The organism is Micromonospora sp. WMMD956, from assembly GCF_029626125.1.
Classification (GTDB): Bacteria; Actinomycetota; Actinomycetes; order Mycobacteriales; family Micromonosporaceae; genus Micromonospora; species Micromonospora carbonacea.
This window is the reverse complement of record NZ_JARUBI010000005.1, coordinates 2,747,413-2,772,079: the sequence shown is the minus strand read 5'-3', so window position 1 is coordinate 2,772,079 and position 24,667 is coordinate 2,747,413. Positions and strand designations below refer to the sequence as shown.

The window sequence follows — 24,667 nt, the reverse complement described above, 5'->3', positions numbered from 1 at the left end:
ATGATTCCCGACGGGTGGCTCCGGCAGGGCCACCGGACCCCTGGATCCGGTGACGATCGGCACTACTTGACGGTAACCTACGGTGCCGTAACCTAGGTGCGTGACGACCTCCGCACCGCTTCGACTCAAGCCGGTCGACATCGGGAAGCCGCGGATGCGCGGCTGGCTGCACACCTACGCGTTCTTCGCCGCGCTCGTCTGCGGCATCGTGCTCTGCGCCATCGCCGCCGGCCGCCCCGGCTGGTCCCCCCTGGCCAGTTGCCTCGTCTACAGCCTGACGGTCTGCGGCCTCTTCGGCACCAGCGCGCTCTACCACCGTCGGGTGTGGTCCGAGCACGGCTACCAGATCATGCGCCGGATGGACCACTCGATGATCTTCGTGTTCATCGCCGGCACGTACACCCCGTTCTGCGTCCTGCTGCTGGACGCCCGGCAGGCGACCACCATGCTCGCCCTGGTCTGGGGCGGCGCGCTGGGCGGGGTGGCCGTGAAACTGGTCTGGCCGCACGCGCCGCGCTGGGTCTCCGCACCGCTCTACCTGGCTCTCGGCTGGGTGTCGGTGGCGATGCTGCCGCAGATCCTGCACTCCGGCGGCGTGACCGCGCTGGTGCTGCTCGCCGTCGGCGGCGCGATCTACAGCGTCGGCGCCGTCTTCTACGCGTTGCGCCGGCCCAACCCGTGGCCCACCGTCTTCGGTCACCACGAGTTCTTCCACGCCTGCACGCTGGTGGCGGCGATCTGCCACCACATCGCGATCTACTTCGCCCTGTTCGCCTGAGCCCGCACCCCCGTCGACCCGCCCTGACCCCCTGCCCCGGGCACGCGCCGGGGGCCCGCGCCGTTGCGGGGCCCCCGGAGTCCTGGGCGGTCGCGGCCCGTGCGGGCCGGCGACCGGTCAGACCGTGCGACCAGGGCGGCGCACCTCGCGGTACTCCTGGACCACGGGCTCGCCCTGCACCGGCACGACCCGGTCGGCGACCACGCGGCTCTGCCGCACCGGCGTGGCGACCACCGTCCGGCGGCCCCGGTTCCAGAAGTAGAGCGTCGTGAGCAGGCTGACGACCCCGGCGAGCATCAGCACCCAGCCGACGACGCCGAGGTTCAGCCACCCCAGGTCGGCCTGCACGGCGAACGCGAAGATCGCACCCAGCGCGATGAGGAAGATACTGGCACCAATGCCCATTTTCGTCGCCTCCTTGGCTGTCAGCTGGCGCTGCTACCCGCCGCGGCCATGGATGAGGTTGCGGCACCCATCGACATACCCAGGCGCTCCGATCGTCAATCGGGCAAGCTGGGCCCATGACGGACGCCGGAGGGACGGAACGGACACTGGTGCTGCTGCGGCACGCCAAGGCGGAGGCGCCGGGGAACGGCCCGGACGTCCAGCGACCGCTGACCGCGCGGGGGCACGCCGACTCGGCCGCCGCCGGAGCCTGGCTGGCCCGGCACGACCTGCTGCCCGACGTGGTGCTCTGCTCGGCCGCGCGGCGCACCCGGCAGACCTGGCACGGCGTGCAGCTGGGCATGACCGGCTCGGCGGACGAGGCGGGGCCGGCCGGCCCCGCGCCGCAGGTGCGCTACGAGCCGGGCGCGTACGAGGCACGCCCGGCGGAGCTGTTGGCGCTGGTCCGGTCGGCCCCGGCGGAGGCGGCGACGGTGCTGCTGGTCGCCCACAACCCGGGCATCTCGCTGCTCTCGGCGCTGCTCGACCCGGAACGCGCGGACCAGGAGGGGCTGCGCACCACCGACCTGGTGGTGCACCGCGCACCGGTCCCCTGGGCCGAGCTGCGCCGCGCGGACATCGTGGCCCGCCACACCGCCCGCGCCTGAGGCGCAAGGAAGGGCCCCCTGTTAACGCTTTTCGTTGTACAGGGGACCCCTGTTAACACCTGCGAACGCCCGAGGTGCGCCCGCCCACGCCGGCGGGCGCGGGCGGGCGGGCGGCCGGCCCGGGCGGGCCGGGGCGGGCGGGCCGGGCCGGGGCGGGCGGGGCGGGCCGGGCCGGCGGGCCGGCGGGCCTCAGGAGGGTGGCGCCGTGGGCGGAGGCGGGTCGGGCGGAGGCGGCATCATCGCGGTCGGATGCGACAGCCTGTTCTCCTCCACGATCAGGGTGCGCGCCCGCTTGCGCCGGTCCTGCCAGAACCAGAGCGTGGTGAGCAGCACGGCCAACCCGGCCAGGATGAAGACCCAGCCGACCGCGCGCAGATCCACCCACCAGACGTTGGCCCGGATGGCGAAGGTCAGGATCGCGCCGATGGCGATGAGGAAGATTCCACTACCAATGCCCATGTGCGCTGCACCCCCACGTGCGGTGGCTCTGGGCGTTCACTGACGACGTCCGGGCCTCGGTTACCCAACCGACGGGGCAAGTACCCGGGATACGACCGGCGATGGGGGACACGCGGGACCGTTCGGCACGGGTCGCCGAAGCGGGGCAAGGCGGCGACGGGCGGCGAAGCGGGGCAGGACAGCGACCGGCGGCGAAAGAGGACGGGAGGGCGACGGCCGGCGAGTTGGGGGACTCGCCGGCCGTCTGGAGGCCGCTGTGGTGCGTCAGCGGCTCAGAACGCCTCCTCCGGGAGGTCCATCAGCTCCAGGTCGGTGTTCTCGATGATCCGCCGGTCGGCGCCGAGGCGGGGCAGCACCTCGCGGGCGAAGAACTTCGCGGCGGCCACCTTGCCGGTGTAGAACGCCTTGTCGGCGGCGGAGACCTCGCCGGCGAGGGCGCGCAGGGCGACGTCGGCCTGCCGCTGGAGCAGCCAGCCGACGACCAGGTCACCGATCGCCAGCAGGAACCGGCGGCTGCCGAGGCCCACCTTGTAGAGCGCCCGGGCGTCGCCGCCCTGCGCCTCGCCCAGCCAGCCGGTCAGCACGCCGAGGATGGTCTGCACCTCGGCGAGCGCCTTGCCGAGCGCCTGCCGTTCCTGCTTGAGCTGGCCGTTGCCGCCCTCGGAGGTGATGAATTCCTGGATCTCGCCGGCGACCGTCATGAGGGCCTTGCCGTTGTCCCGGACGATCTTGCGGAAGATCAGGTCGAGGCTCTGGATCGCGGTGGTGCCCTCGTACAGGGTGTCGATCTTGGCGTCCCGGACGTACTGCTCCAGCGGGTAGTCCTGGAGGAAGCCGGAGCCGCCGAAGGTCTGTAGCGCCTCGTGACCCAGCATCTCGTACGCCCGCTCGGAGCCGACGCCCTTGACCAGCGGCAGCAGCAGGTCGTTGACCCGCTTGGCGATCTTCGTCGCCTGCTCGTCGCCGGCCGCCTCGGCGATGGCGACCTGGTCCTGCCAGGAGGCGGTGTAGCAGACCAGGGCGCGCAGGCCCTCGGCGTACGACTTCTGGAGCATCAGCGAGCGGCGCACGTCGGGGTGGTGGGTGATGGTGACCCTGGGCGCGGTCTTGTCGGCCTGCTGGACGAGGTCGGCGCCCTGGACGCGGTTCTTGGCGTATTCGAGGGCGTTGAGGTAGCCGGTGGAGAGGGTGGCGATGGCCTTGGTGCCGACCATCATCCGGGCGTACTCAATGATCATGAACATCTGCCGGATGCCGTCGTGCTTGTCGCCGAGCAGCCAGCCCTTCGCCGGCACGCCGTGCTCGCCGAAGGTCATCTCGCAGGTGTTGGAGACCTTGATGCCCATCTTGTGCTCGACGTTGGTGGCGTAGACGCCGTTGCGCTCGCCCAGCTCGCCGGTCTCCGGGTCGAAGTGGAACTTCGGCACGACGAAGAGCGACAGGCCCTTGGTGCCGGGGCCGCCGACACCCTCGACGCCGACCGGGCGGGCCAGCACGTAGTGCACGATGTTGTCGCTGAGGTCGTGCTCGCCGGAGGTGATGAACCGCTTCACGCCCTCGATGTGCCACGAGCCGTCCGGCTGCGGGATCGCCCGGGTGCGGCCGGCGCCCACGTCGGAGCCCGCGTCGGGCTCGGTGAGCACCATCGTGGAGCCCCACTGCTTGTCGATGAAGAGCTTGGCCCACTTCTTCTGGCTCTCGGTGCCCTCGACGTGCAGCACGTGCGCGAAGGACGGGCCGGAGGCGTACATCCAGACGGGGGCGTTCGCTCCGAGCACCAGCTCGGCGAGGGACCACCAGAGGGCGCGCGGGGCGTTGGTGCCGTCGAGCGCCGGCGGGAGGTCGAGCCGCCAGAACTCGGACTCCATGAACGCCCGGTACGACTTCTTGAACGGCTCCGGCAGCGGCGCGGTGTGCGTGGCCGGGTCGAAGACCGGGGGGTTGCGGTCGCTGTCCGAGTAGCTCGCCGCGAGGTCCTCGCGGGCGAGGCGGTCCACCTCGACGAGGAAGCTGCGCGCGGTGTCGACGTCAAGATCCGAGTACGGCTCCTGGCCGAACGCCCGGTCCGCCCCGAAGACCTCGAAGAGGTTGAACTCAAGGTCCCGGAGGTTGCTCTTGTAGTGGGTCATGCTCGCTGGCCCCGCTTCCCGGACAGGTGTTACCGATCAGTAACCCCGACTGTATTACTCGCGGGTAGGCAGCGACAAGCTCAACATGGAAGTGACGGCGATTACACACCCGCGCTTTGGCCGTCCCGGGCCTTCGGCGGGAGCGGGCCGGAAGCGGCGAGGCGCGGGCGGGACGGAGCGGCGAGGAGGTCGGCTCAGCCCTCGGCCGCGCCGACCTCCCAGCTCGGCACGGGGGCGGTCACCCCGCCGCTGTGGCCGGCGTACTCCATCAGGACCAGGGCGATGTCGTCGTCGAGCCGGCCGTGCACCCACTCGACCAGGGCGGTCTCCAGCGAGGCCAGCCCGTCGCCGACCGTGCCGTGGCCGAGCAGCCGCCAGGCCCGGTCGGCCGTCGGGAAGAACTCGCCGTCCCGGCGCGCCTCGCCGAGGCCGTCGGTGAACAGCAGCAGCCGGTCGCCCGGCTCCAGGCGCTCGACCCGGGGCCGCACGACCGGCATGAAGCCCAGCGGCGGCGCGGGCGCGGGCGGTTCGAGGGGGATCACCGCGCCCCGGCGCAGCAGCAGCGGCGACGGGTGGCCGCAGTTGACGATGGTGAGGGTGCCGCCCCGCTCCTCGACCAGGGCGGCGGTGACGAAGTCCTCGTCGCCGACGTTGCGGGCCACCGCCCGGTCCAGGTCGGCGACCACCGCCCGCAGGTCGGCCCGCTCGTACGCGACGTGCCGGTACGAGCCCAGCACGATGCTCGCCAGCCGCACGGCGTCCAGCCCCTTGCCGCGCACGTCACCGATGATCATGCGGACGCCGTACGGGGTGTCGATCGCCTCGTACAGGTCGCCGCCGATCTCGGCCGTCGCCGTCGAGGAGATGTAGCGTCCCGCCACCGCCAGGGTCCCCACCTGCGGGCCGAGCGGACGCAGCACCGCCTGCTGGGCCACCGCCGCCAGCTTGGACAGCTCGGCGATCTGCTCGGCCTGCCGCTGCCGCACGGCGGCCACCGCCGCCGCGATGCCGGTGGCGAGCGCGATGCCGGCCACGTTGACGGCGGTGACCAGCGACGTCCTCGGCTCGGCGAGGGCGAAGGCGGACCCGATCGCGGTCGCGGCGGCACCCACCCCCAGCACCACCCGCCAGGAGGCGAGCGCCGCGGCGAGGAACGGGGCGGCGACCATCAGCGCCACGTAGTGCGCCCAGCGACCGTCCGCCAGCTCGACGCCGGAGATGATCGCGAGCAGGACGAGGGCCGCGCCGAGGCCGGCGCGGGATCCGGGGCTCAGCGGGCCGCGGCCCGACTGGAAGGCATGCATGCGTACGAGGGACAGCATGCCTGATGGACGTGAACCGGTGAATGAGCCTGGCCCGTCGGCCGAGGATGTTCTGCCCGGCCGGGTCTCCGGCGGCGGCCGGTCCGGCCCCGGTCGCGCCGCCCCGCCCGAGGTCATCGGATCAGCCCAGGACCTCGTACTTCACGGTCAGCGCGCCGACGTCGACGGAGGCGATGGCCGCGAACGCGGCCCGGGACAGGTCGAGGCAGCGGCCGTCGATGAAGGGTCCCCGGTCGTTGATCCGGACGGTGACCGACTTGCCGTTGGCCGGGTTGCTCACCCGGACCATGGTGTCGAACGGCAGGGTCTTGTGGGCGGCGGTCAGGGCGCTCGGGTCGAAGCTCTCCCCGTTGGCGGTGAGCTGCCCCTCGTCGTAGAAGGACGCCCCGCACGAGCCGCTGTCGACGACGTTGCGGGTGGGCGTGGGCTTCTTGGTGGTGGCGGCCGGCTTCGGCGCGGCGGTGCGCGGCCTGCTCCGCGAGGCGGCCTGGCTCCGGGTGGCCTTCGGGCTGGCCGTGACCGTCGGCGACGGGCTGGGGCTGGGCGGGACGCTGGCGCTCGGGCTGGGCGACGCCGAGGGCGTGGCCGCGGTGGTGGGGGCACTCACCGGGACGTCGGCGACGGTCGGCTGCGGGGCCGCCTCACCGGAGGTCAGGCTCACCGCGCCGACGGTGCCACCGACGGCGAGCGCGACGCCTACCGCCGCGGTGGCCGCGATCCCGGCCGGCGAGGAGAACAATCGGGTACGGGAGTGCCTACCAACCACGGGCCCGGTCCTTTCGTCGTGGCTAACGAAGTCGTTGTTCAGGGCGAAGTCCTGGAGAACAAACCGGCCCGGACCGTAACGAGAGAAGCACTTCCGAAGTCAACGTGATCATGGCGCTATGGTGGCATTTGCTCGCATACGTGTGGCCGATCATCCGAGGCGGCGTGGCCCGCTCGGCCCCGGGTGGGCCGGACCACACCGGGCGTCGATCTGACGCAGGATGGTCGGCATGCCCGCTGAGCTGAGCGAACGCCTCGTCGAGCTGTTCCGGTGGGTCGACCCCGGCCCGCAGAGCACCCACCTGGTCAGCGACGTCTCCGGCTGGTGGCGCGACCCGGCGGTGCTGGCGGGGCTCGGGCCCGCCCTGGCCGCCCCGTTCCGGGACGCCCGACCGACCGTGGTGCTCGCCCCCGCCGTGACCGGGCTGCTGCTCGGCCCGCTCGCCGCGACCGCCCTCGGGGTCGGCTTCGCGCCCGCGCACAAGGCAGGGGACGGGAGGCTGCCCGCCGGGGCGACGACCTGGGCGCAGAGCCCGCCGGACTTCCGGGGCCGCCGGGTCGACCTGGGCGTCCGGGACCGGCACCTCGGCCCCGGCGACCGGGTGCTGGTGGTCGACGACTGGGTGGCCACCGCCGCCCAGCTGCATGCCCTGTACGCGATCTGCGCCGCCCGGGGCGCCGAGGTCCTCGGCACCTCCGCCGTGGTGGTCGACTGCCCGCCCGCGCTCGCCGCCGAGCTGCGGATACACGGCCTGGTCGAGGGTGCCCGGCTGGCCGCGCCCGAGAGTTGACTTAAACCAAACTTCACGTCGCACGATCGGGGCATGGACGACGGAATCCTGGACGAGGCGTACCGGCGGTTGCACCGCACCGGCCCGGAGTTCGAGGGCTGGCTCTCCAACCACGGCCCGATGGCGGTCGAGGCGCTGGCCCGGCACGGGCACGACGCCAAGGTGCACCGCTGGCTGGACGCCTACCTGCGGCGGCTCGACGAGCTGCCGCGCGGCCTCCGGCCGATCGACGACTGGCGGGTCGCCCTCGGCGACCCGAAGCGGGCCGGCGACTGGCTCGCCCACTTCGACCGGGAACTGCGCGAACGGCCCTGGCGGGACATCCTCGGCACCTGGTGGCCCCGGCTGCTGCCGGGCATCGCCGCCGGGGCCACCCACGGCGTCATCCGGGTCGGGCACGCCGTGCGGGCGCTGCGGGCCGACGAGACCAGCCCGGACCGGCGCACCGAACTCGGCCAGGCCCTCGCCTACTGGGCCGCGCGCTGGCAGCCGGTACCTGGCGCGTCCCTGCCGCCGGCGGCGCCTCCCGTCGGGAAGAGCGGGATGTCCGGCGAGAACGGCGAGAACTGCGAGACCGGGGTGGCGGCCGCGCTGGCCGGGCTGCCCCGCATCGCCGACCGCACCGGCGGCATCCGCGAGCGGCTGGGCCGGCTGCCGGACGTACCCGGATGGGGGTCGTCGCTCGCGGCGCTGCGCCCCGCGCGGACCCCGGCGGAGGCGCAGCGGGGGCTCGCCGAGCTGGCGCACCGGGCGGGCCTCGACTACCTCCGGTACGGGCAGGCGGAACCCGTCATGCTGGTGCACGCGGTGACCGCGCCGACGGCGGTGCTGCGTACGCTGCCGGAGCTGGACCCCGGGCTCTGGGCGTCGAGCCTCGCCGCGGCCTGGTCCGCGACGGCGGCCGTCACCGCCGTGTACGCCTCCCCGACCGGCGTCGCCCCACCGGCCGTCGCCCCCGGCACCCCGGCGGAGGTCTTCGCCCGCGCGGCCCGGCACGGCGACGAGCACGTGGTGAAGCTCGCCGACGCGGTGCTGGACGCCCACGCGACGACGGGGGACGAGCGGGTGCTCGCCGCGGCCGGCTACGCGGCGCAGCTCATCTGAACGGGGCGGCTCAGTCGCCCGAGCCGGCTCCGCCGAGGAACTCCTCCACGGCGGTGCAGACCATGCCCAGCACCTCCGCCGAGCGGGCCAGCGGGCCGGGCACCAGCAACGAGTGGTCGGCCCCGTCGACCTCCAGCACGTGCGGGCTGAGCCGGCGGGCCTGGGTGCCGTCCCACATGGCATCGGCGGTGCCGCCGACCAGCAGGAACGGCGCGGTCGCGCGGGTCGCCGGTGCCGCGCGCCCCGCGCCCGAATCCGGCGGCGGGGCGCGGCCGGGCCGCGTAGCCTCGGCGGGATGTGGGCCCGGATCGACGGACTGCGCAGCCTCGCCCTCGGCACCCCCGGCGAGCTGCGGGCGAGACTCAACTCCCTGGTGCTGGCCGGGGCCAAGACGGCGACCGCCGGCCTGACCGACGAGTACGCCGAGGAGGGCGAGGAACTGGAGCACGTCGGCGAGCGGCTCGCCCTCGTCGACGACCACGACGCGCCCGTCGGAACCGTCGAGGTGACCGGCGTCGACGTGGTGCGCTTCGCCGACGTGCCGTGGGACTTCGCCCGCGCCGAAGGGGAGGGCGACCGGTCGATCGAGGAGTGGCGGGCCGGACACGCCGCCTACTGGGCGCGGGTCGGCACCCCCGTCACCGACGACAGCCGGATCGTCTGCGTGCGCTTCCGCCTCGGGTAAGGAAGGGCCCCCTGTTAACGCATACGGTCGAGAAGGGTCCCCTTCTCACACCCTCACCACCCGGCGACGGGTTAGCGGCCAGCCGGCGTCAGGCGACGCAGCTCCGGCAGGAGGCGGGTGGCCGCGTCCACCAGGACGGCCTCGTCCCCGGCGTACCAACTGCTGGCCCGGGGCCAGTGCGTCACCACGTCGGTGAAGCCGAGCGCGGCGGCCCGCCCGACCTGCTCGGCGAGGAAGTCCGCGCTGCGCAGCGAGAACGCCGGGGCGGAGTCGAGCGACAGGTAGCGGTCCAGAGTGGCCGGGTCGCGGCCGGCCTCGACCAGCGCCCGGTCCATCCGGGCGGCGAGGTCGGCCACCGTGCCCCACCACTGCTCCACGTCGTCGCCGCCCGTGCCGGTGGTGACCCAGCCCTGCCCGAACCGGGCCACCAGCCGCATCGAGCGGGGGCCGTTGGCGGCCATCACGAACGGCACCCGGGGAGACTGCACGCAGCCCGGGTTGCTGCGGGCGTCCACGGCGGCGAACCAGTCGCCACGCCAGGTGGTGCCGTCCTCGCGCAGGATCAGGTCGAGCAGCTCGACGAACTCGGCGAGCCGGTCGACGCGCTGGCGGGGCGGCAGCGTCTCCCCGCCCAGCACGGCCGAGTCGAAACCGATGCCGCCCGCGCCGACGCCGAGCAGGAACCGGCCGCCGGAGATGTCGTCGAGGGCGGTGACCTGCCGGGCGAAGGCCGCCGGGTGGCGGAAGTTCGGCGAGGCCACGAGGGTGCCGAGCCCGATCCGGGAGGTCACGCCTGCGGCGGCGGTCAGCGTGGTCATCGAGTCGAACCAGGGCCCGTCGACCAGGTCCCGCCAGCCCAGGTGGTCGTACGTCCAGGCGTGGTCGAAGCCCCACTCCTCCGCCTGCCGCCAGCGACGCTGCGACTGCGCCCAACGCTGGTCCGGAAGGATCACGATGCCAATCCGCATGAACGTCAGCGTACGACCCGGCCGGCCGCGGACGCCGCGCCCCGGCGCGGGCCTGCTGCCGACCGGGCGGCAGGCTGGCAGGCTCGACGGCATGACGACCGGGACCGACTGGCGGGCGTGGCACGAGCCGTACGCCGACGAGGACTCGCCGCTGTCCCGCCGGCTGCGGCTGGTGCGCGGGGCGATCACCTCATGGCTGGACGAGCGCCCCGGCGAGTCGCTGAGGGTCGTCAGCGCCTGCGCGGGCCAGGGACACGACCTGGTCGGTGCGCTGGCTGGCCGGGCCGATGCGGCCCGCGTCCGCGCCACGCTCCTGGAGTACGACCCGGGCAACGTCGCCGTCGCCCGGGCAGCCGCCGCCCGGGCCGGCCTCGCAAACGTCACCGTCCGGCGGGCGGACGCGGGCCGACTCTCGTCGTACGCGGGCTCGGTGCCCGCCGACCTGGTGCTGATGGCGGGCGTCTTCGGCAACATCGACGACCATGACGTACGCCGAACCGTGGCCGCCCTGCCGCAGCTCTGCGCGGCCGGTGCCACGGTGATCTGGACGCGGACCCGGCGCGCCCCCGACCTGACCCCGGCGCTGCGGGGCTGGCTGCGGGACTCCGGTTTCGCCGAGCGGGCGTTCCACGCGCCGGACGGGGTGCTCTTCTCGGTCGGCGTGAACCGGTTCACGGGCACACCCCGACCGCTGACCGCCGCAGCGACGCTGTTCACGTTCGTCCGGTAGCCATGATCGACTCCATGTCGGCGATGTGGCGGTGTCCCGGTGGCCAGGACACAGCGATGTCGCCGACATGAAGCGATGTTGCCGCCCGGAACGTCGAAGGCCCCGGCTCCGGACTCGCGTCCTGACCAGGGCCTTCGTGCGTGGAGCGGGTGACGGGAATCGAACCCGCACTGTCAGCTTGGGAAGCTGATGTTCTGCCATTGAACTACACCCGCAGGCGGACCCACTGTACCCGACGCCGTCGCCGCCTGCACCCAGGCACCCCCTCACGTGCTCCACCAGCCCGACCACGCCGACACCCCGGCGACCAAGATCCGCAGGCCATCGACGGTGCGCAGGATTTTCATCGCGGCAACATATGCCCATTCTCAAATCTCTCGATCGGTTGTAACGTCTCCCGCACGTTCAAGCCACGGCGCGACACACCCCCTGCCGCGCCGCCAGAAAGAGGTGGGCCCATGGGACTCCGTCCCAACCTGCTGACCCGGCGCACTGCCGGCGTCGCGTCGACGACCCTCGCGCTCCTGCTCAGCACCGCCGCCGTGGGTGTCGTCCCGGCCGCTTCGGCCTTCTCCGCCGCACCGGCCGACGCGTGCGCCGAGCCGGCCGACGTCCACTCGGACGCCCGGGTGAAGGCCGGCGCGCACGCCAAGCAGGAGCCGAACGAACTGACCGCCAAGGAGACCCGCGAGCGGGAGGCCGACCTCGCCGCCGCCCTGCGTGAGCGGGCCAACTTCCGGACCGGTGCCGGCGCCGCCGCGCTCGCCGCCGTGACCATCCCGGTCGTCGTGCACGTCATCCAGGAGGACGGCACCCGGGCCGGCGGCAACATCCCGGACTCGATGATCAACTCGCAGATCAGCGTGTTGAACGAGGCCTACAGCGGTGGCACCGGCGGCGCGGCCACCGCCTTCAGCTTCCAGCTCCAGAAGATCAACCGGGTCACCAACCCGGCGTGGTACCCGATCGTGCAGGGCTCCTCGGCCGAGCGTTCGATGAAGACCTCGCTGCGCGAGGGCGGCAAGAACACGCTCAACGTCTACCTCGGCGAACTGAGCGACGACCTGCTCGGCTGGGCCACCTTCCCGAAGCGCCGGCTGGACAGCATGGACGGCGTCGTCGTGCTGACCGAGTCGCTGCCGGGCGGCACCGCCACCAACTACAACCAGGGCGACACCGGCACCCACGAGGTCGGCCACTGGCTGAACCTCTACCACACCTTCCAGGGCGGCTGCCGGGGCTCCGGCGACGGCGTGAGCGACACCCCGGCCGAGGCCGAGCCGGCGTACCAGTGCCCGACCGGGCGGGACACCTGCACCGCGGCCGGGCTGGACCCGATCACCAACTTCATGGACTACACCTACGACACGTGCATGTACCAGTTCACCGCCGGCCAGGCGGAGCGGATGCTGACCGCGTGGAACGCGTACCGCGCGGCCTGACGTACCCCTGCTGCTGATCGCCCCGGTGCCGGCTCCGTCTCCCGACGGGCCGGCACCGGCGTCTGTGGGGGGTCAGGCCGCCGCACGATGGGCGCCGCGCCCGTCGAGGGCCGACCGCCGATCCGGTACGCCCACCGCGCCCCCGCCCGGGGCGGCGCTCGCGGCGTCGGTGGTGGTGGTGGTGCCGGCGCTCGCGGCTCCGGCGGCTCCGGGGTCGAGCCAGACCTGCACGGCGGGCCGGTCGGTCGCCTCGCCGGGGCGGACGGCGCCGACGTCGCCGCGCCGGGCCAGCATCGCCACGTCGACGGTGAACTCGAAGAGCCGCCAGTCCACCTGCGGCGCGGCCCGCCCGATCTCGGCGAGCCGGGCCACCCGGGCCTGGTCGGTCACCGGCCGGGCATGCCCGGCCACGTACGCCTCGTCGTCGCTGTCCTCCGGCGGGAAGGAGTGCAGCGCGTAGCGGCCGTCGCGTTCGAGGTCGCGCCGCTTCGGCGAGTCGACGACGAAGCAGAAGAGCCCCTCGTCGGTGATCACCGGGGAGACCGGGTGCACCCGGGGCCCGCCGTCGGCGCGGACGGTGGCCAGGTAGCCGAAGCCCGGCCCGTACTGCTGCATGAGATGACGGATCCCGTCGGCGAGTCGTGGCTCGTCAGCGGCGAATTCGGACCAGGAAGCCATGCCCGCATTCTATCGAACACCTGTACGACACGCGAAGCGCGACGCGCGGGTCGGGCATCCGATTCGCAGGCCCGCTGACCAGCCCCGCTGACCGGTCCCACCAACGCACCTCGCTATGGTGTTGCGATGCTGCTCTCCGACCGCGACCTCGTCGCCGAGCTGAAGGCCGGCACGCTCGCGCTGGAGCCGTTCGAGCCGACCCTGGTGCAGCCGTCGAGCATCGACGTACGCCTCGACAAGCTCTTCCGGGTCTTCAACAACCACCTCTACACGCACATCGACCCGTCCGTGCAGCAGGACGACCTGACCTCCATGATCGAGGTGCCCGACGGCGAGCCGTTCGTGCTGCACCCCGGCGAGTTCGTGCTCGCCTCCACGCTGGAGGTGATCTCGCTCGGCGACCAGCTCGCCGGCCGGCTGGAGGGCAAGAGCTCGCTGGGCCGGCTGGGGCTGCTCACCCACTCCACGGCCGGCTTCATCGACCCGGGCTTCACCGGCCACGTCACGCTGGAGCTGTCCAACGTGGCGAACCTGCCGATCACGCTCTGGCCGGGCATGAAGATCGGCCAGCTCTGCATCTTCCGGCTGTCGTCGCCGGCCGAGCACCCGTACGGTTCGGCGGTCTACGGCTCGCGCTACCAGGGCCAGCGCGGCCCGACCCCGAGCCGCTCCTGGCGCAACTGGCGCACCTGGCCGCCCCGCTGATGCCGCCCCGCTGACCCTCCTGCTGCTGTGCTGCTGCGGTGGGCGGCGGCGCGTCACGCCGCCCTCGCCAGGGTGTGAGAAGGGGCCCCTTCTCGACCGTATGCGTTAAGAAGGGGCCCTTCCTTGCCTCCTCAGGAGGGGCGGCCGTAGCTGTGGATCGGGCCGTCGTCGACGCGCTTCATCTTCACCGGGACGCCGGCCCGGGAGGCGTGCACCACCCAGCCCCCGCCCACGTACATGCCGACGTGGTGCAGGTCGGAGTAGTAGAAGACCAGGTCACCGGGGCGCAGGTCGGCGCGGCTGACCCGGGCGGTCACCGACCGCTGCTGGGCCGCGTTGTGCGGCAGCGAGACGCCGGCCTTCGCCCACGAGGCCAGCATCAGCCCCGAGCAGTCGTACGAGTTCGGGCCCTCCGCGCCCCAGACGTAGGGCTTGCCGATCTGGGCGCAGGCGAACTTCACCGCCGTCCCCGCGCCGCCACCCGGGTAGGACGCCGGGCAGGGGGCGGGCTTCAGGGGGCCGCCGCCTCCGTTGCCGTACACCTTCAGCCGCAGCTTCTGTAGGCGGTCGATCTCGGCGTTGATCTGCTTCTTCTTCGCGGCGAGCTGGGCCTCGGTGCGGGTGAGCTGGACGACCATCTCGTCGAGGGGCCGCTTCTTCGCGGCCAGCTCGTCGCGGAGGTCGACGACCGCCTGGACGTCGTGCTGCTGGCGCTGGGCGAACCGGTCGAGCAGCTCCAGTTGCCCCATCATCTGACTGGGCGTGCGGCTGCCGAGCAGGGCGTTGACCACCGACAGGTTGTCGCCCTTGTACGCCTCGGCGGCGAGGCCGCCGACCTTCTTCAGCGCCTCGTCCACCTGGCGCTGGAGCGGCCCGATCTGCGCGGCGAGCGCGTCGGCCTGCTTGCGCTTGGCGGCGAGGTCCTGCCGGGTGGCGTTGTGCCGCTCGATGATCGGTTCGAGCTTGTTCCAGTCCTCGTCGATCTGCCGCTCGATCTCGGCGACCGAGGGGTCGGCGTGGGCCACGGTCGGTGCGCCGGTCAGGACGACGGCGACGCCGACCAGTGCGGCGAGGACGGTGGTGCAGCGTGACCAGCGGATACGCGGCGCAGCCGGCATCCGGTCGGCGTCGGCCGACCGGCGTGACGGGCGCCGCGGGGCATGGAGTGCCACCGGGCTCCGTTCTCCTTCTTCCTCTACCGCCTACCGGGTTAGCTGACGGGTTCGGGCGGGAAGGGAGAGCGCCCTACCGCAGCGCCGCTGCGGATTCACCCCGGCGTACCTGGGTCCCCGGCTCGCCCGGAGGCGACTCGGCGGTGTCGCACCGTCACCGCCCGGCTGGGCGGTGCAGCTACCGGCCGACAATTGGCCAGAGTAGAGACGATCACCGTCGATCCGCAACCCGACCGGCCGTGACACTCCGTACAGGCCCGTGGCCGCCGTCGATGTCCGCCGCACGCCGAAGGCCCCCGGTCGGGTGACCGGGGGCCTTCGGGTGGTGCTGCGCGGCGCGGCCTTCGCGGGGGCCTGGCCGGGCGATCAGGTGATTCGGCGGAAGCCGGCGATCGGCATGGTGTTGATGCTGCTCACGTTGACCGGCTTGCCGGCGCGGGGCGCGTGCACCATCAGGCCGTTGCCGATGTAGAGGCCGACGTGGTGCAGGTCGCTGAAGAAGAACACCAGGTCACCGGGTTGGGCCTCGGAGCGCGACACCAGCTTGCCCCGCTTCCACTGGTCGCCCGTGAAGTGCGGCAGGTAGATCCCGGCGGCCTTGTAGGCGTACAGGGTCAGGCCGGAGCAGTCGAACGTGTCCGGTCCGGCGGTGTTGAAAACGTACGGGTCGCCGACCTGGGCGCAGGCGGTCTTGATGGCGGTGCGGGCATCCGAATTGATCACGCCGGTGATGGTCGGGCACCCCTGGACGGACACCACGGTCTTCGGCATCGACGCCTGGAGGCGCTTAATCTCGGCGTTGATGTGCTTCTTCTTCGCCGCCAGATCCTTGGTCTGCTTCTCCTGGGTGGCGATGAGCGTGTCGAGCTTCTGCTTCTCGGTGTCGTACTTCGCCCGGACGGCGAGCACGCCCTCGACCTGCTTGCGCTCCTGCGCGGCCAGCCGGTCCAGGATGGTCAGCTGCTCGGCGAGGGTGCCCGGCTTGGTGCTGACCAGCAGCGCGCCGATGTCCTGCGACGGACCCGAGATGTAGTAGCGGGAGGCGAGGTCGCCGACGCGGTTCATCGCCAGCTCGGTCTCCAGCGCCAGCGGCTGGATCTTCTTCTCCAGCGCCTTCGCCTTCTCCCGATTCGCCTTCAGCTGCACAGACACCTTGTTGTACTGCTCGATGGTGGGCTCAAGCTGCTCCCACTGCTTGTCGATCTGCGCCTCGATCTCGTCCACCGACGGCTCGGCGTACGCGGGCGCGGTCAGTGTCCCGGCGCCGACGGCGACCGCCGCGACCAGGGTGAGCAGGCGGCGTGCGAAACGGCGGGCACCACCCGGGCGAGCGGTTGACCGTTCCGGGGCATGACGATGAGGGGGCATGGTTGCCACCGGCACCGACTCCTTCGCAACCGACCGCCGGGCGCCTCGCGAGAGGGAAGATCGAGGCAGACGACCCACAGCGGTCAGCGCCTCACATTAGGGGAGTCCCGCGCGAGGAATCAAGGCGGGTCCGCACACCGTGACGCCCCGCAAACCGTTCCTGCACAACGGGTGTGGGCGGCGCTGCGGCGACGGAGACGACAGGCACGGTGGCGGCCCGGCCGTCAGCCGACGATGGCGGTCAGCACGTCGTCGAGGGTCACCACCCCGAGCGGGCGGCGGCCGTCGCTCACCAGCACCATGTGCCGTCGCTCGCGGCGCATCGACAGCAGCAGGTCGGCCAGCGTACGGTCCGGCGGCACCACGGCCAGCGGATGGTAGACCCCGGCCGGCACGGGGGCGCGGCGCTCCGCGCCCGCGTACCCGAGGACGTCCTTGACGTGCACGAAGCCGAGCACCCGGCGGGTGGCGCGCTGCACCACCGGGAACCGGGACCGGCCGGTGCGGGTGGCCAGCACCTCCAGCGAGGCCGGTGACACGTCCTCGGCCACTGTGGTCACCGTCGACCAGGGTTGCAGGGCGTCCGCCGCCGTGCGGGTGTGCAGCGCGAGCGCCCCGGTGATCCGGGCGTGCTCCTCGGCGTCGAGCAGGCCCTCCGTCCGCGCCTGCGACACGAGACCGGCCAGCTCCTCGGCGGTGAACACCGTCTTGACCGCGTCCGTCGCCTCGACCCGCCAGATCCGCAGCACCTGCCGCGACGCCCACTTCATGGCCAGCAGCAGCGGCTTGGTCGCCGTGCAGAACGCCAGCATCGCCGGCCCCAGCCAGAGCGCCGACGGCTCCGGCCCGGCCAGGGTGATGTTCTTCGGCACCATCTCGCCGACCACGGTGTGCAGGAAGACCACCACGCCGAGGGCGATCAGGAACGCCACCGGGTGCACGGCGCCGTCGGGCAGGCCCAGCGCGTGGAAGAGGGGCTCGATCAGGTGGGCCAGCGCCGGTTCGGCGATCGCGCCGAGGCCCAGCGAGCAGATGGTGATGCCGAGCTGCGCCCCGGCGATCATCAGCGGGATCTGGTTCATCGCCGACAGCGCCCAGCGGGCCCGCTTCGAGCCGGCCGCCAGCGGTTCGATCACCGTCCGCCGGGAGGCGATCAGCGCGAACTCGCTGCCGACGAAGAACGCGTTGCCGAGCAGCAGCAGCACGGTTACCAGCAGTTCAGGCATCGTCCCCGGGCTCCTCCGGGCGCAGCACCCGCACCTGCTCGATCCGGTGCCGCTCCACCTCGACCACGGTGAACTCGTACCCGCCCTCCTCGACCGTCTCGCCGGCCACCGGGATGTGCCCGAGCCGGGCCATCAGGAAGCCGCCGAGCGTCTCGTAGGGGCCCTCGGGCAGCCGGAAGCCGGTCTGCTCGACCAGCTCGTCCTCGCGGAGCACCCCGTCGACCAGGACGGTCCGCTCGCCGCCGGGCACGGTCAGCTCGACCGGCCCGCCGTCGTCGACCGCGTCCGGGTCGAACTCGTCGGCGATCTCCCCGACCAGCTCCTCCACCAGGTCCTCCACGGTCACCACGCCGTCGGTGCCGCCGTACTCGTCGACGACGATGGCCAGGTCCGCGCCGGCCGCCTTGAGGGCGGCCAGGACGCCGTCGAGGTCGAGGCTCTCCGGCACGTACACGGGCTCGCGGGCGACCGACGCGACGGTCGTCCGGGCTCGGTTCGCCAGCGGCACGCCCAGCGCGTCCGGCACCGCAGCGACGCCGGTGACCAGGTCGAGGGTCTCCTCGAAGACGGGGAACCTGGTCCGCCCGGTGTGCTGGGCGAGGGTCAGCAGCTCGGCGACGCTCGCCGTGGCCCGCAGCGCGATCACGTCCACCCGGGGGGTCATCGCCTCGGCCGCCCGCTTGTCGCCGAAGCGGATGGTGCGGCGCAGCAGCATCGCGGTGTCCGGCGGGAGCGCGCCGGCGCGGGCCGAGATCGCGGCCAGCAGGCCCAACTCCTCGGGGGACCGGGCGCTGGCCAGCTCCTCCTGCGGTTCCACCCCGAGCCGCCGGACCAGCGTGTTCGCCGAGTTGTTCAGCCCCCGGATCAGCCACCCGAACGTCCGGGAGAAGCCGCGCATCCCCCGGGCGGTGGCCAGCGCGGCGGGCATCGGCCGGGCCAGCGCCAGGTTCTTCGGCACCAGCTCGCCGAAGAGCATGGACAGCAGGGTCGCCAGGGCCAGGGCGAGGAACGGGGTGAACCGGTCGGCCGCCGGCCCCAGCGGGTGCAGCGCCGGGGCGAACAGCCGGGCCAGCGCCGGTTCGGCCAGATACCCGGTGAGCAGGGCGGTGATGGTGATGCCGAGCTGCGCGCCGGAGAGCTGGAAGGACAGCTCGTGCAGCGCGCGGCGGACCGTCCTGGCCGCGCCGTCGCCGGCGGCGGCCCGTCGGTCGATCTCCGGCCGGTCCACCGTGACCAGGGCGAACTCGGCCGCTACGAAGAACGCGTTGCCCGCGGTCAGCAGCACGAAGCCGACCAGGGGCAACACCGTGGCAACCAGAAGACTGTCGATGATCGGTTCACCTCGGCAGGATTGTTCCACGACGGGCCGGGCCGCACATCACTACGCGCGGCACCGGCCTCGTCGGGTCAGCTGCCGGAGGTGGCGGTCTCCTTCTCGCCGGCGGCATCGGCCGGCTTGAGGGAGCGGAGCAGCACGCTGGCGACGTCGACCACCTCGACCTGCTCGCCGGCCCCCTTGCCGTTGACCCCGTCGTTGAGCATCGTCGAGCAGAACGGGCAGCCGACGGCGATGGTCCGCGCCCCGGTGGACATGGCCTCCTCGACCCGGTCCACGTTGATCCGCTTGCCGATCTTCTCCTCCATCCACATCCGGGCGCCGCCGGCGCCGCAGCAGAAGGAGCGCTCGCTGTTGCGCGGCATCTCGGTGATCCCGCCCGCGACGGACTCGCCCAGCACCTCGCGGGGGGCGGCGAAGACCCGGTTGTGCCGGCCCAGGTAGCACGGGTCGTGGTAGGTGAGGCCGCCGTCGACCGGCTGCACCGGGGTGAGCCTGCCGGCGCTGACCAGGTGGGCCAGGAGCTGCGTGTGGTGGACCACCTCGAACTCGCCGCCGAGCTGCCCGTACTCGTTGCCGAGGGTGTTGAAGCAGTGCGGGCAGGTCGCGACGATCTTGCGCTTGCTCAGCTCCCGGCCGTCGAACGCCTCGTTCAGCGTCTCGACGTTCTGCTGGGCGAGCATCTGGAAGACGAACTCGTTGCCGATCCGGCGGGCCGGGTCGCCGGTGCAGGTCTCGCCCTCGCCGAGGATGGCGAAGGAGACGCCGGCCTCGTTGAGCAGCGTGGCGACCGCCCGGGTGGTCTTCTTCGCCCGGTCCTCGAACGCGCCGGCGCAGCCGACCCAGAAGAGGTATTCGAAGTCGTCGACCTCGCCGACGCGCGGCACCTCGAAGCCGAGGCCCTTGGTCCAGTCCTCGCGGGTGTTCTGCGGGGCGCCCCAGGGGTTGCCCTTGTTCTCCAGGTTGCGCAGCATGACGCCGGCCTCGGACGGGAAGCTCGACTCGATCAGCACCTGGTAGCGGCGCATGTCGACGATGTGGTCGACGTGCTCGATGTCGACGGGGCACTGCTCGACGCACGCGCCGCAGGTGGTGCAGGACCAGAGCACGTCCGGGTCGATGACGCCGCCGTCCTCGGCACCGCCGATCAGCGGCTTCTCGGCCTCGGCGAGCGCCAGCACGTCCATGTGGGCGAGCTGGGCGGCGGTGGCCTTCTCCTCGCCGGTGAGGTCCTTGCCGCCGCCGGCCAGCAGGTACGGGGCCTTGGCGTACGCGTGGTCGCGCAGGCTGAGCACGAGCAGCTTCGGCGACAGCGGCTTGCCGGTGTTCCAGGCCGGGCACTGCGACTGGCACCGCCCGCACTCGGTGCAGGTGCTGAAGTCGAGCAGGCCCTTCCAGGTGAACTGCTCGATTTGGGCGACACCGAACTGGTCCTTCTCGGGGTCGGCCTCCTCGAAGTCGAGGGGCTTGCCCTGGCTCATCATGGGCCGCAGCGCGCCGAGCCCGGACCCGGGCCGGCCCGGGTCGCGCTTGAAGAAGATGTTGAAGAAGGCGAGGAACCGGTGCCAGGCGACGCCCATGGTCACGTTGAGCGCGATGACGATCAGCCAGGTCATCGAGATGGCGATCTTGATGAGGGCGGCGATGCTGACGCCGGCCGACCAGTCGGGCAGCAGCGCGCCGACGGCGTGGCTGACCGGGGTGGCCCACAGCGGGTACTCGAAGTGGTCGGTGGCCACCTTGAAGCCCCGGATCACGAAGCCCATGATCAGCACGGCGAGGACGACGGCCTCGACGAAGTAGCCCTGCCACATGGTCGAGCCGGTGAACCGGGACCGGCCGCCCGGCCGGGTGGGCCGGTTGCGGACCCGGATCGCGATCAGCACCACGATGCCGACCGTGCCGAGCACCGCGATCAGCTCGGTGACCAGGCCGTAGACCGCCAGGCCGCCGATCAGCGGCAGGCCGCCGGTCGGGGAGACGACCTCGAAGTACGCCTCCAGGACCAGCAGCGACAGCACGATGAAGCCGACCATGACGAACCAGTGCGCCGCGCCGACCACGCTCCAGCGCAGCATCCTGGTGTGACCGGCGGTCTCGGCCAGCATCGTCTTCGTGCGGGTGCCCCGGTCGCCGAACCGTTCCGGGTCGGGCTGACCCAGCCGGACGACTGCCACGATCTTCATGACCGCGCGTACCGCAAGCCACACCGCCACGGCGGTGATGGCGGCCGCGAGGATCGTGGTGACGATCTGGACGCTGCCCATCGAGTTGGCCTCCCGGTCTGCTGCCTGTCGAGCGGCTCGGCGGCCGGCCGGGTCAGGGGCGCGACCGGCGCTGCGCCTTCGTCGCACCCCGACCGGACCGGTCGATGACCTCGTCCCGCTCGGTCATGCAGTGCAGCCTACGCGAGAGTTACCCAGCAGTAACGTGAGTCATCTCGCAGCCGAGCCGCGCCGCCCTGCGGACACCATAGGGTGCCCGACGCCGAAACGCCGGGCAGGGGCTCGGCGGGGTGACGTGGAGCGCGCCACAAGGGCAGGCCGGGCGGGTCGAACGCCGCCCGGCCGGCAGGTGACGGCCGGGTCCGCCGGTCAGCGCCAGCGGGAGAGCAGGACCAGGGAGGCGACCATAGCGCCGAAGCCCACCGCGAGGTTCCAGTAACCCCACGACATCACCGGGTATTCCTGCTCGGAGAGGTAGTAGATCACCAGCCAGGCGATGCCGCTCACGATCAGCGCGACCGCCGTGACCGGCAGCCAGACCGGGCTAGGCTTGCGCGTCGCCGCCGTCGCCGTCGGACGCACGTCCGTCGGCGGGGTGTACACCTTCTTCTTGCGGACCTGAGACTTGGGCACGACGCTCTCCAGAGGGGTGACGACCTCGTCCGGCCTGACAACCGGGCGCGGGGGCGACGGTCCATGGCCAATAATGTTCGACAGCTAGCGTAGTCCGGATGACCCGTTCAGGCCATGAATGGGGTCAGGCCGATGCATGGAGTGACCGAAAAAGGCGGGACTGTTCGGGTCGCCGCACCGGCCCGCGTCGTCGCGGGCCGACACGAGACGACGCGGAAGGAGCGCTCGGTGGAGTACACGTCAGGCGCGGCCTCCTGGCAGAAGGTCCTCCGCCGGGCGGTCGCCGGCCTCCTGCCCCGGCGTCCCCGGCAGCGGCGGCCGGGCTGGTCGATCGGCGTGCCGCTGATCGCCGCCGCGGCCGGGCTGCTGTTCACCACCACCGCGACGACCGCCGGCGGCACCGCGCTGCGTGAGGACCGCCGGCCCCAGCTCACCCAGCTCATCGAGGACCGCCGCACGCAGGTCGCCGCGAGCGAGCGCCGGGCCGCCCAGCTCCGGGCCGAGGTCGAGGACGAGACGGCCACCCTGGCCGATTCCGACGGCCCGATCAGGGAGCAGCGGGACCGCGCCGCCGCCAGCCGGCAGGACGCCGGGTTCACCGCGCTCACCGGCGTGGGCGTCACGGTCGAGCTGAACGACGCCGTCCGGCGGGCGGACCAGGAGCTGCCCGACGGGGCCACCAACGACGACCTGGTCGTCCACCAGCAGGACGTGCAGGCCGTCGTGAACGCGCTCTGGGCCGGCGGCGCGGAGGCGATGTCAATCATGAACGTCCGCGTCCTCGCCACCAGCGCGGTACGCTGCGTAGGTAACACCCTGCTGCTCCATGGGCGGGTGTACTCCCCTCCATTCAAGATCGTTGCAATCGGCGACCCCGCTGCGCTCCGGCAGGCCCTCGCCGCGTCTGAGGGAGTGCAGATGTTCAAGGGCGCGGTCAACGACTTCCAGCTGGGCTACCGGGAGACCGTCTCGACGGTCACGGTGCCGGCGTTCGAGGACTCGACAGCCCTACGCTCGGCGACGGTGCCCCGGTGACCCGGAGGCCGGACGACGGCTGGGACGGCCGGCACCAGGACCGGCAAGGGGATGACACCGCCTTCCTCCCCAGGCTCGACCGCGCCGGTCCGGCCGACCCGGGCGCCGCCATCCGTCACCAGGCCGCCCCCGGCCCGGCGACCCCCGGCCCGGCGACCGCCGATCCTGCGGGCCCGGTCCACGCGGAGCGGCCCGGCCCGACCGGCCCCTGGCCCACCCCGGTGCTGACGCCCCGCCCGGCGACGCCCCATGTCCACCGGCCGACGCCTCACGTCCACCGGCCGACGCCTCACGTCCACCAGCCGGCGACGGCCGACCGGGTGCCCACCGAGGCGGCTCCGCCCCCGGCCGGGCCCCGCACCGCCCAGGAGCGGCCCGCGCCGGCAACGGACCCCGGGCCCGCCCCCGACTGGTTCGCCAGCGCCCCGCAACGACCCGCGGCCGGGCCACCGGCCCCGGCACCTCCCCCGATGGGCACGCCCCCGCAGGCCACGCCCGCCCGGCCACCCGTGGACGTCCCGGCCCGCCGGCCGGCCGAGTTCGGGCCGCCACCCCGCCCGGCGCACGACGCCGACGGTCCGACGGCCTTCCTCCCCCCCGTCGAGGCACGCGCCGCCGACCGGTCCGGGGCACCCCGTGGGGCCGGCTTCCCGGGCACCGTGCCGCCCGACGCGGTCCACCGCACCCCTGCCGACCGTCGCCCCGGCCCGGTGCCGACCGCCACGGGCCACCCCGGCACCCCGCCCACGGGCCACCGCCCCGGCGTTCCGCCGACCGGCCCGGCCGACCGGCCCGGCCCGGTGTCGCCCGCTCCGGTGCCCCCCGGCGCGGGGCGTCCGGTCCCGCCGGGCGGCACCGGTCACCCCGCCGACCCGGCGGCCACCGCCGTCATCCCGGCCGTGCCCCCTCGGCCTCCGGCCCCCGACGCGACCGCGCTGATGGGCGCGGTGCCGCGCCTGCCCGACAGCGGCGACGAGGCCGCCACCGGCGCGGAGCCGGCCGAGCCGCCCCGCCCACGCCGGGGCGAGCGGGTGGTCCAGCTCCGGGCCGAGCAGACCGACGAGGGCTACAAGAGCGTCTACTCCGACCTGACCCGGCCGACGTTCTGGAGCCGGCTGCGCACCGGGGTACGGTTCACCGGCGAGCTGCTGATCACCTTCGGCCTGGTGGTGCTCCTCTTCGCCGGCTACGAGGTGTGGGGCAAGTCGGCCATCGTCGACGCCCACCAGAACGACCTCAGCAACCAGCTCGCCCAGGCGTGGGGCCCCACCGGCGATCCGACCGTGGCACCCAGCGCCAGCGCGTCGACGAAGGCCAAGCCGCCGGCGCACGGCAAGCCGCTCGCCGGGCTCTACATCCCGAAGCTCGAGAAGAACTGGGTCGTGGTCGAGGGGGTCACCCAGCAGGACATCCGCTACGCCCCGGGCCACTACCCGGACAGCGCGATGCCCGGCGAGGTGGGCAACTTCTCCGTCGCCGGCCACCGCAACCGGGCGACCTTCTGGCGGCTCGACGAGCTCGACCCCGGCGACGCGATCGTCGTCGAGGGCAAGACCGAGTGGTACGTCTACCAGGTCTACAAGTCGCGCATCGTCAAGCCCAACCAGGTCGAGGTCGTCGCCCCGGTGCCGATGGAGCCGGACGCGAAGCCGACGAAGAAGGTGCTCACCCTGACCACCTGCAATCCGAAGTTCGACAACTACCAGCGCCTGATCGTGCACGCCGAGCTGACCCGTACGCAGCCCAAGTCGGCGGGCCGACCGGCGGAGCTGGAGGGCTGACGATGTATGCCTGGATCTGGCGCAAGCTGCCGCTGGGCGTGCCCGGCAAGCTGATCGGCTCGCTGCTGCTCGCCGCCGCCACGGTGGCCCTGCTCTGGTACGTGGTCTTCCCGTGGGCGGAGCCGCTGCTCCCCTTCGACGACGTCCAGGTCACCCAGGACTCCGGGGTGCCGGGCGGCGGCCCGGGCGTGGACGGCGACGCCCCGCCGGCCGGCGACGAGCACGACCTGCCGTACGACACCGAGCAGAACAACACCCCGCCCCCCTCTCCGAGCAGGTGACG

Annotated in this window: 25 protein-coding genes, 1 tRNA gene and 1 riboswitch; of the genes, 11 read left to right on the top strand and 15 right to left on the bottom strand. The window is 73.0% G+C overall.

The features are described from left to right. The first annotated feature begins 100 nt into the window (after nucleotides 1-100). Nucleotides 101-778 carry a hemolysin III family protein gene (locus O7628_RS12780; RefSeq protein ID WP_278130549.1) on the top strand — a complete coding sequence of 226 codons (678 nt, stop codon included), beginning with the start codon at nucleotides 101-103 and terminating at the stop codon, nucleotides 776-778. A gap of 117 nt (nucleotides 779-895) precedes the next feature. Here the strand turns inward: O7628_RS12780 and O7628_RS12775 are convergent, their stop codons facing one another. Further along, nucleotides 896-1,183 carry a DUF6458 family protein gene (locus O7628_RS12775; protein ID WP_074475652.1) on the bottom strand — a complete coding sequence of 96 codons (288 nt, stop codon included), beginning with the start codon at nucleotides 1,181-1,183 and terminating at the stop codon, nucleotides 896-898. A gap of 116 nt (nucleotides 1,184-1,299) precedes the next feature. Here O7628_RS12775 and O7628_RS12770 point away from each other — a divergent pair, with 116 nt between their 5' ends. Then, a complete protein-coding gene (locus O7628_RS12770) occupies nucleotides 1,300-1,830 on the top strand; it encodes a histidine phosphatase family protein (protein ID WP_074475653.1) in 531 nt (176 codons plus the stop codon). Nucleotides 1,831-2,019: 189 nt separating this feature from the next. Here O7628_RS12770 and O7628_RS12765 read toward each other — a convergent pair whose 3' ends face one another. From O7628_RS12765 to O7628_RS12750, 4 genes are all read right to left on the bottom strand, one after another. Beyond that, nucleotides 2,020-2,289 carry a DUF6458 family protein gene (locus O7628_RS12765; protein ID WP_043961115.1) on the bottom strand — a complete coding sequence of 90 codons (270 nt, stop codon included), beginning with the start codon at nucleotides 2,287-2,289 and terminating at the stop codon, nucleotides 2,020-2,022. Nucleotides 2,290-2,561: 272 nt separating this feature from the next. Beyond that, complete coding sequence (locus O7628_RS12760; RefSeq protein ID WP_178062778.1) at nucleotides 2,562-4,418, bottom strand: acyl-CoA dehydrogenase; 1,857 nt, start codon at nucleotides 4,416-4,418, stop codon at nucleotides 2,562-2,564. Nucleotides 4,419-4,612: 194 nt separating this feature from the next. Continuing rightward, nucleotides 4,613-5,740 (bottom strand): PP2C family protein-serine/threonine phosphatase, encoded by a 1,128-nt coding sequence (locus O7628_RS12755; RefSeq protein ID WP_074475655.1) that lies wholly within the window; start codon nucleotides 5,738-5,740, stop codon nucleotides 4,613-4,615. A gap of 121 nt (nucleotides 5,741-5,861) precedes the next feature. Further along, nucleotides 5,862-6,506 (bottom strand): septal ring lytic transglycosylase RlpA family protein, encoded by a 645-nt coding sequence (locus O7628_RS12750; RefSeq protein ID WP_278130548.1) that lies wholly within the window; start codon nucleotides 6,504-6,506, stop codon nucleotides 5,862-5,864. A gap of 229 nt (nucleotides 6,507-6,735) precedes the next feature. Here O7628_RS12750 and O7628_RS12745 point away from each other — a divergent pair, with 229 nt between their 5' ends. Beyond that, nucleotides 6,736-7,296: a phosphoribosyltransferase family protein gene (locus O7628_RS12745; protein WP_278130547.1), complete on the top strand. Its 561-nt coding sequence runs from the start codon at nucleotides 6,736-6,738 to the stop codon at nucleotides 7,294-7,296. 33 nt (nucleotides 7,297-7,329) lie between these two features. Next, nucleotides 7,330-8,400 carry a questin oxidase family protein gene (locus O7628_RS12740; RefSeq protein ID WP_278130546.1) on the top strand — a complete coding sequence of 357 codons (1,071 nt, stop codon included), beginning with the start codon at nucleotides 7,330-7,332 and terminating at the stop codon, nucleotides 8,398-8,400. A 10-nt stretch (nucleotides 8,401-8,410) separates the two neighbouring features. Here the strand turns inward: O7628_RS12740 and O7628_RS12735 are convergent, their stop codons facing one another. Continuing rightward, a complete protein-coding gene (locus O7628_RS12735; protein ID WP_278130545.1) occupies nucleotides 8,411-8,578 on the bottom strand; it encodes a hypothetical protein in 168 nt (55 codons plus the stop codon). A 117-nt stretch (nucleotides 8,579-8,695) separates the two neighbouring features. Here O7628_RS12735 and O7628_RS12730 point away from each other — a divergent pair, with 117 nt between their 5' ends. Beyond that, nucleotides 8,696-9,085 (top strand): ASCH domain-containing protein, encoded by a 390-nt coding sequence (locus O7628_RS12730; RefSeq protein ID WP_278130544.1) that lies wholly within the window; start codon nucleotides 8,696-8,698, stop codon nucleotides 9,083-9,085. 71 nt (nucleotides 9,086-9,156) lie between these two features. Here O7628_RS12730 and O7628_RS12725 read toward each other — a convergent pair whose 3' ends face one another. Continuing rightward, the gene (locus tag O7628_RS12725; protein WP_278130543.1) at nucleotides 9,157-10,053 is read right to left on the bottom strand and encodes an LLM class flavin-dependent oxidoreductase; all 897 of its coding nucleotides are present in this window, start codon (nucleotides 10,051-10,053) and stop codon (nucleotides 9,157-9,159) included. Between the two features lie 91 nt (nucleotides 10,054-10,144). Here O7628_RS12725 and O7628_RS12720 point away from each other — a divergent pair, with 91 nt between their 5' ends. After that, nucleotides 10,145-10,783, top strand: coding sequence for an SAM-dependent methyltransferase (locus O7628_RS12720; RefSeq protein ID WP_278130542.1), 639 nt, complete (start codon nucleotides 10,145-10,147; stop codon nucleotides 10,781-10,783). A 141-nt stretch (nucleotides 10,784-10,924) separates the two neighbouring features. Here the strand turns inward: O7628_RS12720 and O7628_RS12715 are convergent. Next, nucleotides 10,925-10,998, bottom strand: a tRNA-Gly gene (locus O7628_RS12715). A 243-nt stretch (nucleotides 10,999-11,241) separates the two neighbouring features. On the opposite strand from O7628_RS12715, the gene O7628_RS12710 reads away from it, so the two are divergent. Next, the gene (locus O7628_RS12710; RefSeq protein WP_074475662.1) at nucleotides 11,242-12,225 is read left to right on the top strand and encodes a zinc metalloprotease; all 984 of its coding nucleotides are present in this window, start codon (nucleotides 11,242-11,244) and stop codon (nucleotides 12,223-12,225) included. Between the two features lie 72 nt (nucleotides 12,226-12,297). On the opposite strand, the gene O7628_RS12705 is transcribed toward O7628_RS12710, so the two are convergent. Then, the gene (locus O7628_RS12705; protein WP_278130541.1) at nucleotides 12,298-12,903 is read right to left on the bottom strand and encodes a pyridoxamine 5'-phosphate oxidase family protein; all 606 of its coding nucleotides are present in this window, start codon (nucleotides 12,901-12,903) and stop codon (nucleotides 12,298-12,300) included. A 126-nt stretch (nucleotides 12,904-13,029) separates the two neighbouring features. Here O7628_RS12705 and dcd point away from each other — a divergent pair, with 126 nt between their 5' ends. Further along, on the top strand, nucleotides 13,030-13,608 hold the full coding sequence (gene dcd, locus O7628_RS12700) for a dCTP deaminase (RefSeq protein WP_074475664.1): 579 nt from the start codon (nucleotides 13,030-13,032) through the stop codon (nucleotides 13,606-13,608). A gap of 131 nt (nucleotides 13,609-13,739) precedes the next feature. On the opposite strand, the gene O7628_RS12695 is transcribed toward dcd, so the two are convergent. From O7628_RS12695 to O7628_RS12670, 6 genes are all read right to left on the bottom strand, one after another. Further along, nucleotides 13,740-14,780, bottom strand: a complete 1,041-nt coding sequence (locus O7628_RS12695; protein ID WP_074475665.1) for an NlpC/P60 family protein — start codon at nucleotides 14,778-14,780, stop codon at nucleotides 13,740-13,742. A 12-nt stretch (nucleotides 14,781-14,792) separates the two neighbouring features. Then, a riboswitch (cyclic di-AMP (ydaO/yuaA leader) is annotated at nucleotides 14,793-14,933 on the bottom strand. Between the two features lie 213 nt (nucleotides 14,934-15,146). Then, nucleotides 15,147-16,163, bottom strand: coding sequence for a C40 family peptidase (locus tag O7628_RS12690; protein ID WP_278130540.1), 1,017 nt, complete (start codon nucleotides 16,161-16,163; stop codon nucleotides 15,147-15,149). A 209-nt stretch (nucleotides 16,164-16,372) separates the two neighbouring features. Continuing rightward, the gene (locus tag O7628_RS12685; protein WP_074475666.1) at nucleotides 16,373-17,374 is read right to left on the bottom strand and encodes a hemolysin family protein; all 1,002 of its coding nucleotides are present in this window, start codon (nucleotides 17,372-17,374) and stop codon (nucleotides 16,373-16,375) included. Beyond that, nucleotides 17,367-18,677 carry a hemolysin family protein gene (locus tag O7628_RS12680; RefSeq protein WP_278136297.1) on the bottom strand — a complete coding sequence of 437 codons (1,311 nt, stop codon included), beginning with the start codon at nucleotides 18,675-18,677 and terminating at the stop codon, nucleotides 17,367-17,369. Before O7628_RS12680 ends, O7628_RS12685 begins: the two co-directional genes overlap by 8 nt. Before the next feature lie 104 nt (nucleotides 18,678-18,781). Then, nucleotides 18,782-20,977: a (Fe-S)-binding protein gene (locus tag O7628_RS12675; protein ID WP_278130539.1), complete on the bottom strand. Its 2,196-nt coding sequence runs from the start codon at nucleotides 20,975-20,977 to the stop codon at nucleotides 18,782-18,784. Between the two features lie 327 nt (nucleotides 20,978-21,304). After that, nucleotides 21,305-21,568 carry a cell division protein CrgA gene (locus tag O7628_RS12670; RefSeq protein ID WP_278130538.1) on the bottom strand — a complete coding sequence of 88 codons (264 nt, stop codon included), beginning with the start codon at nucleotides 21,566-21,568 and terminating at the stop codon, nucleotides 21,305-21,307. Nucleotides 21,569-21,796: 228 nt separating this feature from the next. On the opposite strand from O7628_RS12670, the gene O7628_RS12665 reads away from it, so the two are divergent. The 3 genes from O7628_RS12665 to O7628_RS12655 all read left to right on the top strand — a co-directional run bounded on the left by O7628_RS12665 (nucleotide 21,797) and on the right by O7628_RS12655 (nucleotide 24,665). After that, nucleotides 21,797-22,603: a DUF881 domain-containing protein gene (locus tag O7628_RS12665; RefSeq protein ID WP_074475669.1), complete on the top strand. Its 807-nt coding sequence runs from the start codon at nucleotides 21,797-21,799 to the stop codon at nucleotides 22,601-22,603. Nucleotides 22,604-23,073: 470 nt separating this feature from the next. Continuing rightward, a complete protein-coding gene (locus tag O7628_RS12660) occupies nucleotides 23,074-24,384 on the top strand; it encodes a class E sortase (RefSeq protein ID WP_347405157.1) in 1,311 nt (436 codons plus the stop codon). Between the two features lie 2 nt (nucleotides 24,385-24,386). Next, entirely contained in the window at nucleotides 24,387-24,665 is a 279-nt protein-coding gene (locus tag O7628_RS12655; RefSeq protein WP_278130536.1) for a hypothetical protein, read from the top strand. The last annotated feature ends 2 nt before the right edge of the window (nucleotides 24,666-24,667 follow it).